Annotated in this window: 9 protein-coding genes and 1 tRNA gene; 4 read left to right on the top strand and 6 right to left on the bottom strand. The window is 65.1% G+C overall.

The genetic code is table 11. The annotated features are described in order from the left end of the window. Positions 1–49: 49 nt before the first annotated feature. Positions 50–802, bottom strand: coding sequence for a hypothetical protein (locus GQO94_RS01605; protein WP_198045742.1), 753 nt, complete (start codon positions 800–802; stop codon positions 50–52). A 257-nt stretch (positions 803–1,059) separates the two neighbouring features. On the opposite strand from GQO94_RS01605, the gene GQO94_RS01600 reads away from it, so the two are divergent. Further along, positions 1,060–3,084, top strand: coding sequence for an amidohydrolase family protein (locus GQO94_RS01600; protein ID WP_156839388.1), 2,025 nt, complete (start codon positions 1,060–1,062; stop codon positions 3,082–3,084). A 280-nt stretch (positions 3,085–3,364) separates the two neighbouring features. Then, a complete protein-coding gene (locus GQO94_RS01595; RefSeq protein WP_198045741.1) occupies positions 3,365–4,216 on the top strand; it encodes a cupin-like domain-containing protein in 852 nt (283 codons plus the stop codon). A 213-nt stretch (positions 4,217–4,429) separates the two neighbouring features. Here the strand turns inward: GQO94_RS01595 and GQO94_RS01590 are convergent. The 5 genes from GQO94_RS01590 to infA form a co-directional block, all read right to left on the bottom strand. Then, a tRNA-Phe gene (locus tag GQO94_RS01590) sits at positions 4,430–4,505 on the bottom strand. Between the two features lie 85 nt (positions 4,506–4,590). Continuing rightward, on the bottom strand, positions 4,591–4,758 hold the full coding sequence (gene yacG, locus GQO94_RS01585) for a DNA gyrase inhibitor YacG (protein ID WP_156839386.1): 168 nt from the start codon (positions 4,756–4,758) through the stop codon (positions 4,591–4,593). Continuing rightward, positions 4,755–5,732 carry an Rne/Rng family ribonuclease gene (locus GQO94_RS01580; protein WP_156839385.1) on the bottom strand — a complete coding sequence of 326 codons (978 nt, stop codon included), beginning with the start codon at positions 5,730–5,732 and terminating at the stop codon, positions 4,755–4,757. The genes yacG and GQO94_RS01580 overlap by 4 nt, the downstream gene beginning before the upstream one ends. Next, a complete protein-coding gene (locus tag GQO94_RS01575) occupies positions 5,725–6,327 on the bottom strand; it encodes a Maf family protein (RefSeq protein ID WP_232332713.1) in 603 nt (200 codons plus the stop codon). Before GQO94_RS01575 ends, GQO94_RS01580 begins: the two co-directional genes overlap by 8 nt. A gap of 10 nt (positions 6,328–6,337) precedes the next feature. Then, the gene (infA, locus tag GQO94_RS01570; RefSeq protein ID WP_058735963.1) at positions 6,338–6,583 is read right to left on the bottom strand and encodes a translation initiation factor IF-1; all 246 of its coding nucleotides are present in this window, start codon (positions 6,581–6,583) and stop codon (positions 6,338–6,340) included. Between the two features lie 200 nt (positions 6,584–6,783). On the opposite strand from infA, the gene GQO94_RS01565 reads away from it, so the two are divergent. Continuing rightward, positions 6,784–9,642 carry a TonB-dependent receptor plug domain-containing protein gene (locus GQO94_RS01565; protein ID WP_232332712.1) on the top strand — a complete coding sequence of 953 codons (2,859 nt, stop codon included), beginning with the start codon at positions 6,784–6,786 and terminating at the stop codon, positions 9,640–9,642. Between the two features lie 70 nt (positions 9,643–9,712). Continuing rightward, complete coding sequence (gene uvrC / locus GQO94_RS01560; RefSeq protein ID WP_156839384.1) at positions 9,713–11,656, top strand: excinuclease ABC subunit UvrC; 1,944 nt, start codon at positions 9,713–9,715, stop codon at positions 11,654–11,656. The last annotated feature ends 11 nt before the right edge of the window (positions 11,657–11,667 follow it).

Genomic DNA, 11,667 nt, shown 5'->3' with positions numbered 1-11,667 from the left:
GTAGCGCCGAAGCGGTGGGCTGCGGTTGCGCGGCGTTTGTAGCGGCCGCTCAGAAGGACTTCATCGCCAGAGCCGTCGACATCGCAGTAAGCTGTGCGGTGCAGCCATGGGTGATCAGCGTTTCCGCAAGCGCTTCCGGATCGGCGGGCACCGTGTCCAGCATGACGAAATCGGTCGTGCCGACCGGCGCATCGTTACCTTCGCGGTAAACCGTATAGGTCTCGCCCGCCGCGACCGGGGTATCGGTCGCGATCATGCTGGAGCCCTTGGCAAAGGACAGATTCTGCGCCGTGGCCGGACCCGCGAGGGTATAGCGGGCTGCCTCATTCTGCTGGGACCGCCAGAAGGTGATTTCCGATGGGTCTGCCAGGCAATAGGTCCCCGGACGATCGAGATCGACATACCACAGATTGGGGCTGAGATCGGAGCTTTGCCCGGTGCGCGTCCCGCCCAGCGTCGAGCGACTGGCGAGCACCCGGCTACGCGAGAAAACGCTGAACGCGGTGTTGCGCGGCGCGTCTCCGGGGAGAGCGACGCGGAACCGACCCGGCCCTTTGAACTCGCGCGTGCCGCGCGTTTCGAGCACCGTCACCGAATCGCCGGCTTGCAGCGTGATACGATCATTCTCGTCGACTTTCTTGCCTACGGGATAGACCTTGCCCGCAGAGGGCCCGCTCGAAGCGACGACGATCGCCGCCGACGCACTTGCGGCCATGCCCAGCGACGCGGCGGCCGCGCAAACCCATGCCGCGCGTCGTAAAACTTTCCCCGTCTTGCTCGAAGATGAAATCTGCGCGTTCATGGCGCTACCCTCCCATTCCTGGCCTTGCCTTACTTGGCCGTCCTAGCAACCGACCGCCATCGACGCTGTGCGCGATGCCACATCGCGGGCGTGACTTCTCAACCGCGCTCGCCAATCCTTTGACCTTGGCGAGCGCAGATCGACGCGATTGCGCACGTCCTTATACGCCCTACTCAAGATTTTCCCCAAACGTCGGCGACCCCTCGCAATATTCTTGCGCAACGCTAGAGTGGGCCGAACCGAGGAGTTTCTGATCCATGCGCAAAGCCATTCTTGCTGCAGGCACCATGCTGGCCCTTCTTTCCGCGCCGGCTTTTGCCGAAACCACCGAATATCGAGTCGTCTTTGGTGAGCGCGACGTGGGCCGCTATACCGTCACCACAGAGGGCAACAAAGCCACTGTCGTTTACGACTACAAGCAGAATGGGCGCGGTCCGACGATCGCCGAAACCCTCAAGCTCGATAGCGATGGCGTGCCGACCGATTGGGCGATCAGCGGCAAGACCACGTTCGGCAACCCGGTGAAGGAATCCTTCCGTCGCACGGCCAAGGGCGTGGAATGGCAGGACCTGTCAGGTCCCGGGAAGATCGCGGGCAAAGATGCGCCGATGTACTACGTCAGCCAGAACGGCTCGCCGATCGCGATCGCGATGCTCGCCAAGGCCTTGCTGGCGGATGCCGACCATTCGTTCGAAGTCGCTCCGGGCGGAACCGCGACTCTGACCGAGCGCGATCGCCGGACGGTCGACGGGAAGGGCGGTCCGAAGGAAGTCGTCACTTACGAACTTTCGGGTCTCTCGCTCTCACCGAACTACGTCACGCTCGATGCCGACGGCAACTTCTTCGCCCAGCCCGATGCCTCGTTCGACGTGGTGCGCGCAGGCTATGAGCAAGCCGATCCCGAACTGCGCGCGCTCGCCGAAAAGCTGGAGGCAGAGCACCTCGCGCGGCTCAAGACCGACGGCGTGCACCGCTATGCGGGTCCCGTGCGCATCCGCAACGTGCGCGTCTTCGATCCCGCGAAGCTGGCGATGTCGGACCCGATGGACGTGGTCTTTGCCGGCGAGCGGATCAGCGAAGTCGTCCCCGCCGGGTCACCGGCGACCGAAGGCGAGACGGTGATCGACGGCGCGGGCGGATCGCTGATCCCCGGCCTTTACGAGATGCACGCGCACCTTTCACCGCAGGGGGCGATGCTCAACGTCCTGGCGGGCGTGACCTCGATGCGCGACATGGGCAACGACAACGAAGTCCTCGCCAATCTCATCGAGCGGATCGAGGCGGGCGAACTCGTCGGGCCGCGCGTTACCCGCAGCGGCTTCATCGAAGGGCAGAGCGAATTCAGCGCCGCCCACGGCCGCCGCGCGCGCAGCGAGCAGGAAGCGATCGATCACGTGCGCTGGTATGCCGCACGCGGCTTCTGGCAAGCCAAGCTGTACAATTCGATGGATCCGAAATGGGCGCCGGCCGTGGTCGATGAGGCGCATCGCCTCGGCATGCGCGTCGCCGGGCACGTGCCCGCCTTTTCCAGCGCGGACGAAATGATCGAAGCGGGCTTCGACGAAATCACCCACGTCAATCAGCTGATGCTCGGGTGGGTGCTGAACAAGGGCGAGGACACGCGCACGCTGTTCCGCTTCACCGCGATGCGACGCTTCCCCCAACTCGATCTGCAATCGCAGAAAGTGCGACACACGCTCGACATGATGGTGGCCAACGGCACCGCGCACGAGCCGACCATCGCGATCCACGAACTCGGCCTCACCGCGGTCGACGGGAAGCCCTGGCCCGGCGCGCTCGACTATATCGAGCATATGCCGATCTCCGAGCAGCGCGACATGAAACAGGCATTGTTCGGCACCGAGACCGCTGCCGAGCGCGCGGGCTATGTCGCGGCTTACGCAAAGATCCTCGATACCCTGCGCGACATGCACAAGCGCGGCATCCTGCTGATCCCCGGCACCGATCTCGGCGGCGCCTTCGCGCTGCATCGCGAGCTGGAAATCTTCACCCAAATCGGGATGACGCCGGCCGAAGTTCTCGCGCTCGATACGCTGGGGATGGCGCGCTACCTTGGCCAGGATCAGACGCTCGGATCGATCGAGAAGGGCAAATATGCCGATTTCTTCCTGGTGCCCGGAGATCCGGTGAAGGACCTCAAGGCGATCAAGACGATCGCCATGGTGGTGAGGGGCGGCGACGTCTATTTTCCCACCGAGATCTACAGCCAGATCGGGATCAAGCCGTTCGCCCCGGCTCCGAAGGTGAACGCGCCGGAATGATCTGGCGAGCCGGTCCGGCTTGTGTCATGCCGGGCCGGAAACCGGCCCGGTGCCGACCGGCCGGCACGATGCAGGAACGCTGATGGTTGACGATTCTTCGGACAAGGGTACTATGCGCCTGACCGCGAATCCCTTTGGCGCACCCGTCCTTGGGCTAGACCGGCAGCGCGAAGGCGCAGCTCAGTCTCTCGCGCCGCAATCCCGGAGTGCGTCGCGAGGTCAGGCTGGGCGAGAGGCGGCCTCCGCAACACCGCCCGTTCCACGCCCGGTTCTGCCGGCCGTGCAGCGCGCGCTCGCCAAGCAGAACGAAGTTGCGCTGGCCAAGCGCGACTGGCTGATGCGCACGCGGCGCAAGCTCGCTCGTCTCTCGCGCCAGCAGTCCGGGCTTGCCGCCTACCAGACGATTACCCGGCAGCAATTCCTCGATCATCATTATGCGGCGCATCGACCTGCGCTGATCCGTGGCGAGATGGCCGACTGGCCGGCTCTCGAGCTCTGGACGCCGCAGTATCTGCGGGACAAGATCGGCAGCACCCCGATCCAGTATCAAGGCGGGCGCGATAAAGGTGAGAACTACGAGCGCAACAAGGATGCGCACGCGCGCACGATGCCGTTCGACGCTTTCATTGACCTCATCACCCACGATGACGCGGGCAACGACGCTTACATCACTGCCTACAACAACAAGCTCAACGGCGCGGCGCTCAAGCCGCTGGAAGAGGACCTGGGCTTTTTCGACCAGATCCTCACCCGCCAAGTTGCGCAGCCCAACGGCATGATGTGGATCGGCCCCGCGGGCACCTTCACGCCGCTGCACCACGATCTCACCAACAATCTGCTGGTGCAGGTAGTCGGCCGCAAGCGCCTGATCCTCGTCTCGCCCGACGAGTGGCCCAATCTCTACAACGACCGCCACGTCTTCAGCATGGTGAAAGACCTAACCGCGATCGAGGAACCTTTCGAAGCGGCGCGCGACATCGGCGCACTCGCATTCGACATGGAGCCGGGCGACGCGCTGTTCATCCCGATCGGGTGGTGGCACCAAGTTCGCGCGCTCGATTTCTCGGTATCGATCACCTACACCAACTTCCTGTGGCACAACGATTTCCACGGCGATTACCCGCCGGGATGAACCAGCTTGGAGATTGCCTAGCTCCAGGTTCGTAAGGTCGGGCGATGTGCGGCTGCGCCCGCACTTTGGTCTTTGGTGGATAGCTCTCGAAGGGGGCTAAGTTCGGCCTGCGCACTTACGAGTGCATCCAGGCTCGCAACATTCTCGAACTTGCGGACGATCGTGACCTTTGCGGGATTGCAACAGTCTGGCGGACCTACGCGGGGGCCGCCGTGGTGCCCGGGGACGGAATCGAACCGCCGACACCATGATTTTCAGTCATGTGCTCTACCAACTGAGCTACCCGGGCATCGCTTCGGCGACGGCCCCAAAGGGACCGGCGAGCGTTGGAAGCAGCGCCTATGGCGAAGCAACCAAGGCATTGCAACCCCCAATCAATCCTCTTCGTCGATATCCCGGGGCGCGGACGGGCCGGGCAGCGAATAGCCGTCGTCCAGCCACTTGAGCAGATCGCGGTCGCGGCAGCGGGTGGAGCAGAACGGACGGTGTTCGGCCACGGTCGGCTTGCGGCAGATCGGGCATTTGCGTTCGGCGCGAGTCATGGCTGAACCGCCTGCGCGAAGCCGCCATCGATGGCAAGCCCCGGGTCGGAGACGATCTCCATGGCGCGCCCCGTGCGTCGCGCGAGCGCATCCAGCCAATCGCTGCGCAGACGCGCCTTGATCGCGGGATGACAGGTCAGCAACAGGCGGCCGGGGGGCAGGGCAGGGTCTTCGGCCCGGCGCAGCAACAGGCGGGTCGCGGCACCAATCCGATTGGCGGCAATCCGGTGCAGCAACGAGGGCCGTTCAAGCCGCGACACGATCTGCACGAAGCCGAATCCGTTCATCGCGGTGCGCTCGTGCGGCCAGCCTGACAGCGCCGCTTCGAGCGCTTCGTCGACGAGTTTGCGGTCCGCTTTGGCGGCCAGCGTCGGGAAGTCGATCCCGACCGACCCGGCGAGATCGAAGCGCAGAACCGCCTCGGCGAAGGCCGGCACTGCGGCAAGTGCGAGCGCACGCGGATCGAGCGTGCCGTCGACATCGACCAGCGTCATCGCGGGTGTCGGTGAGAAATCGAGCGTGCCACCGCCGAAGGCGATCATGCCGCTCCAGGCGTCGGCCCAGATCTCGTCCCAGTCGGCAGTGGGGAAGCGGTGAACGGCTCGGGTGGTGACACCTGTAGCATCAAGGGCTTCGCGCAAGCGAAGGGCGGCGCGCGGCGGCGCATTGCTCGGGCGAGAATGGGCGAGCTTGGTCCGGTTGCGCTCGGTGATGGCACTGCGGATGATCTCGAGACGCAGCGGCGCTCCCTCGCTGGCCTCACGGGGCAAACGGTCGACCAGCGCTTCCTCGCCACCGGGAAACACGGCCCGGCCACGGCTGCCGCCAGCGACGCGCGCCACGAGAGTCGCCTCCGCGATCAGGCCGGGTGCGAGCCGTCCCGGCCAGTCGACCCTCGCGGCGATGGCGTGGCCGTCTTCGTAGAGGAGCGCGCGGTCTTCACCGATCCCTTCCTCGATCAGCCATTCAGCCAAGGGGAAAGCCTGCGGACTTGAGCAGCGCCCGCGCTTCGAACAGCGGAAGCCCGACGACACCGGAATGGCTGCCGGAGATCCACGCAATCAGGCCTTCGGCGCTGCCCTGGATCGCATAGCCACCGGCCTTGCCTTCCCATTCGCCCAGAGCGAGATAGTGCGCGATTTCTTCGTGCGACAGCGCTTTGAAGCGTACCACCGTCTCGCTGATCCGTTCGCGCAAGGTGCCGTCGGGTGCCTTGAGCGCGATCGCCGAAAGCACCTTGTGGCGCCGCCCGGAGAGCAGTTCGAGACAGGCCTTCGCGGTCTGTTTGTCTTCCGCCTTGGGCAGGATGCGCCGCCCGACTGCAACCACCGTGTCGCCCGCCAGAACGTGACAGTCTCCCCCGTCGACGGCGAGTGCCTTCTCGCGCGCCATGCGCTTCGCATAGGCCCGCGGCACTTCGCTGGGAATCGGGGTTTCGTCGATGTCTGCGGCGATTACGTTGTCAGGCTGCAGGCCAAGGCGCGCGAGCAGCTCTCGGCGTCGCGGGCTGGCAGAAGCGAGGATCAGGCGCGGCGGGGCTGCGGCGGGGTCGGTCAAACGATCCGTCACCGGCGAGCGATCAATAGGAGCCAGGGCCACCCCGACCGGGCATGAAGCGATAAGTGATGCGACCCTTGGTCAAGTCGTACGGCGTCAGTTCGACCAGGACTTCGTCTCCCACCAGCACGCGGATGCGGTTCTTGCGCATCTTGCCGGCGGTGTGTCCCAGGATCTCGTGGCCGTTTTCCAGCTCCACGCGAAACATGGCATTGGGGAGAAGTTCGACGACCTTCCCCCGCATCTCGAGCAGTTCTTCTTTCGCCATCGGCGATCAGTTTCCGGTTTTCGTGTTCATCATCGCGGCGCGACATAGCCATGCCGTCGCCAAAATGGAAGACTTTCGCGCTGGTTCATCGGCGCGAAAGCCGCACGCGACAAATTGATACCCTGGGCTCACTTGCCGGTCGGCCCCCAGCCCGGCAAAGCCCAGTGCGGGAAGGGGACCTTTGGTCTCGGAGTCATCGTTTGCGTCGTTTCATTCTTGTCCCGCTGATGTTGGGTGCATCGCCTTGTGCGTTGCTCGCCCAAGAGGCGAGCCCGCCCGAAATACCCACGGAAAGTCCTGCCGACGATTCCGCGGACTACGCGGACGAAATCGTCGTCATCGCCGATAGCTTTCGCGGCCAGGTCGATGCGCCGCAACCGCCGGTGCTGACGCTCGACGAGGCGGAGATCTCGACATACGGCGCATCCTCGATTGCCGAACTGCTCGATGCGATCAGTCCGCAGACGGGCAGCGGCCGTGGACGCGGCGAGGGACGGCCCGTGATCCTACTCAACGGGCAGCGTATCTCGAGCTTCCGGGAGCTGCGCGCGATCCCGCCCGAGGCGATCAAGCGACTCGAAGTGCTGCCCGAAGAAGTGGCGCTTCGCTTCGGCTATCCGCCTGACAAGCGCGTGGTGAATTTCATCCTCAAGGACAACTTCTCCAGCAAGCAGCTGGCGGGCGAATACAATGTGCCCACCCGCGGCGGGACCGATAATTGGGAGCTCGAAGGCGGCCTGCTCAAGATCAATGGACCCGCGCGTGCCAACCTCGAGACGAAGATCGTCGAGACTTCGCTGCTGACCGAAGCTGAGCGCGGCGTGATCCAGGCTACCCCCGCCGCTCCGGGCGAACCCGACCCCGCCGATTTCCGCAGCCTGGTTGCGCAGAGCCGCGAGATCACGCTTAACGGCACTCTTACGCGCGGTCTGGGCGAGGACGGCCTCGGCGGATCGATCACCGGCAACACGGCGTACACGCGCAACGATACGCGCTCGCTTTCCGGACTCGATCCGGTGCTGCTTGATCCTCTGGAACGCCGCAGCGCCAGCGACACCTTCGAGGCTGGCCTGGCCTTCAACAAGCCGCTTGGCTCGTGGCAATTCACCGCGACGGCCGACGGCAGCTATTCCGAGAGTGAGACCGAAGTCGATCGCCGCGCAGATGACGGCGCGCTGATCGATCCCGGCTTCGATACGGCGCGGACCAAGGCGACTTCGATCGGATCGCTCGCGACGCTTGCCGGCAAGCCGCTCCTGCTACCCGCAGGCGAAGCCGCGCTGACGCTGAATGCGGGGCTCGATTACGATCGCAGCGATAACCGCGACAGCCGGACCGACTTCGGCGCGACGATCCTCGATCGCACCGACGTCTCTGCGGGGTTCAATCTGGCTGTGCCGATCACCAGTCGGCGCGAGGGCTTTCTTGATGCGGTCGGCGACATTTCCCTGAACCTGAGCGGCGGCCTCAATCATCTGTCGGATTTCGGCACCCTGACCGACTGGAACGTGGGGCTGACCTGGCGCCCGACCGAAAAGCTGAGCTTCCAGGCCAGCTACATCGTCGAGGAAGCCGCGCCATCGTTGTCGCAGTTGGGCGCGCCCGAAATCGTGACGCTCAACGTACCGGTCTTCGATTTCGTCAACAGTCGCAACGAACTCGTCAGCGTCACCAGTGGCGGCAACCCCTTCCTGGTCGCGGAGACGCGCCGCGACATCAAATTGTCGGCCAATTGGGAACTGCCGTTCCTCCGCCGGTCGAACCTCATCGTCGAATACTTCCGCAATCGGTCGAACGACGTGACGCAATCGTTCCCGCTGCTTACGCCCGCCATCGAGGCAGCGTTTCCCGATCGCGTCCAGCGGGATGCGGCGGGCAATCTCGTCGCGATCGATCGGCGGGCCGTGACATTCGATCAGGTCGAGAGCTCGCGCATGCGCTGGGGGTTCAATGTATCCGGTCGCCTTGGCAGCGAGGAGGAGACCGGTGGTCGCGGCGAAGGCGGTCGGGGTTCGGGCGAAGGATTCGCGCGGCGCCCCCCGGCTTCCGAACCTGCCGAAACCGGCGCGGGGGCAGCGGCCCGACCAGCGCCGGACCCGGCGCGCTGGGCCGCGTTCCGGCTGCAGTTCTGCGGCCCGGAAGGAGGCCCGCTGCCCGATCCCACGACGTTCCCCGAGGCCGTGCAGCAGCGCTTGCGAGGCGAGGATGGCAAGATCGACCCGCAGCGGCTCGAACGCATGCGCGCGCGCGTATGCTCGGCCGAAGGCGCGAATGGGCCGCCCCGGCCCGATCCAGAGCGCTTCCAACGCATGCGCACGATCTTGTGCGGCGATACCCCGCCCGATCCGGGTGCGCTGCCCGAACGGATGCGCGAGCGCTTGCTGCGTCCGGACGGTTCGATCGATGCCGAGAAACTCGCGACAGCCAAGGAGCGGATCTGCAATCGGGATAGCGGCCGGACAGGCGGCGAAGGCGACCGACGGGACGGCTCGCCTGACGCATCGGCTGGCGGTCGCAATGGTAGTGCGGGAGGCGGCGGCGCACCACGCATGCCGTTCGGGCGGGGCGGACGGCCGGGAGGTCGCTGGAACCTGTCACTCTATCATACCTGGCGCTTCAGCGACGACGTCACAATCGCTCCCGGAACCGCCGTGCTCGATCAACTCGCCGGAGATGCGATCTCGGCAGGCGGGGTGCCGCGCCATGAAATCGAACTGGAAGGCGGGCTGTTTAAGAACGGCTATGGGTTGCGCCTCAACGGCACCTGGAAGGCGCCGGCCACCGTGCGCGGGACGGGACTGCCCGGCTCCTCAGACTTGCGGTTTGGCAGTACCTTCGATGTCGACGCGCGGCTGTTCGTCAATCTGGACCAGCGCGAAAGCCTGATTGAAAAGGCGCCATGGCTGAAGGGCACCCGCGTCGCTTTCACGGTCGACAACATTTTCGACAATCGCCAGCTAGTGACCGACGAGAACGGCGTTACGCCGCTTGCTTACCAGCGCGCTTTTCGAGAGCCTCAGGGCCGCGTCGTCGGCATCGACATCCGCAAGATGTTCTAGGCCGCAAGAACTTCTGAACAACGGCGCCGTGGGGCTCCCCTAGCCGCCGCTGAGCGCCTATCTGGAAGCTATGTCCCGTACTCCTGCCGGCAGTCCCGATGATCCCCGTGGCCTCGAGCGTTTCCATGAGGAACGCGCGACCTATACCGTGCGGGGCAGCGATCAACCCGATCTCGCCGGGGGCTGCGAGGTCATCCGCGAGACCGTCCGCACTTTGCCGACGCGCCCCGGGGTCTATCGCATGCACGACGCGCGCGGCGACGTGCTTTATGTCGGCAAGGCGCGGGCGCTGAAGAACCGGGTGGCGAATTACACGCAAGTGGACCGGCTTTCGGGGCGGCTGCAGCGCATGGTGTCGCAGACTCGTTCGATGACGATCGTCACCACCAATTCGGAAGCCGAGGCGCTGCTCTTGGAAGCGCAGCTGATCAAGCGCTTCCGGCCACCGTACAACGTGCTGCTGCGCGACGACAAATCCTTCCCGTTCATCCTGTTGCGCGCCGATCACGATTTTCCCCGGATCATGAAGCATCGCGGGGCACGCAAGGCGAAGGGCAACTATTACGGGCCGTTCGCCAGTGCCGGGTCGGTCAACGTGACGATCAACGCGCTGCAAAAGCTGTTTCTGCTGCGCAGTTGCACGGACAGCTTCTTCTCCCGCCGCGACCGGCCCTGCCTGCTCTACCAGATCAAGCGCTGCTCGGCGCCCTGCGTCGGGCGGATCGACGTGGAGGGATATGCCGAGCTGACGCGCGAGGCGAAGGACTTTCTCGGTGGCCGGTCGAGCGCGGTACAGCGCAAGATCGAGACGCAGATGGCCGAAGCCGCCGAAGCGCTCGACTTCGAACGCGCGGCGATGCTGCGCGACCGCTTGCGTGCCGCGACGTTCATTCAGGGCAGCCAGGCCATCAACGCCGAAGGCATGACCGATGCCGACATCTTCGCCCTGGCGGGGAAGGGCGGCCAGATCGGGATCCAGGCGTTCTTCATTCGCGGCGGCCAGAACTGGGGACACCGCGCCTTCTTCCCGACCCACACTGAGGGTCTGTCCGAAGAAGACGTCATGCAGAGCTTTCTCACCCAGTTCTACGAGGAAGTTCCGCCCGCACGCACCATCCTCGTCGATCGCGATTTGCCCGAATGCGAGCTGCTGGCCGAAGCGTTTCGGGAGCTGGCGGGCGGCAAGGTCGAGATTTCGGTGCCGCAGCGAGGCAACCGCCGGCGGCTGATCGCGCAAGCCTCGCGCAATGCGGTAGAGGCGCTCGACCGGCGTTTGGCGGAGCGCGGAACGCAAGCGAAGATCCTGGCCGAACTGGCGGAATTCCTCGAATTGCCGGAACCGCCGCAGCGGATCGAGATCTACGACAACAGTCACATCCAGGGCACCAAGGCGGTCGGCGCGATGGTGGTCGCGGGGCCGGAAGGCTTCGTCAAGAACCAGTACCGCAAGTTCAACATCAAGTCCGCGCAGAGCGACGACGACTATGCGATGATGCGCGAAGTCATGACGCGCCGCTTCGGCCGCGCGCAGGAGGAGGACCCGGAGCGCGAGAGCGGCACCTGGCCCGATCTCGTGCTGATCGATGGCGGCAAGGGCCAGATGCATTCGGTGCAGGACGCGCTGGAAGAGTTGGGCATCGAGGACGTCCCGCTGATCGCCATCGCCAAAGGTCCGCACCACGGCCGCGAAGGGCGCGAGGTCTTTCACTTTCCCGATGGTCGCGAGAAGATGCTGCCAACCAATTCGCCGGTGCTGTTTCACTTGCAGCGACTGCGCGACGAAGTGCACCGCTTCGCGATCGGCGCGCACCGCGCCAAGCGCAGCCGCTCGATCACTGCGAGCCCGCTCGACGAGATCCCGGGTATCGGGCCGGCGCGCAAGCGGGCGCTGTTGCTGCACTTCGGCACGGCGGGCAAAGTGCGTGCCGCCAGCCTCGAGGATCTCAAGCGCACGCCCGGAGTCAGCGTCGGCGTCGCGCAGACAGTCTACGATTTCTATCACCCCTCGGGGTGAGCCAGGTCGGC

This window comes from Novosphingobium aquimarinum (genome assembly GCF_009746585.1).
GTDB classification, from domain to species: domain Bacteria; phylum Pseudomonadota; class Alphaproteobacteria; order Sphingomonadales; family Sphingomonadaceae; genus Novosphingobium; species Novosphingobium aquimarinum.
The sequence above is the reverse complement of the archived record's forward strand: the minus strand, read 5'-3'. Positions and strand labels throughout refer to the sequence as shown.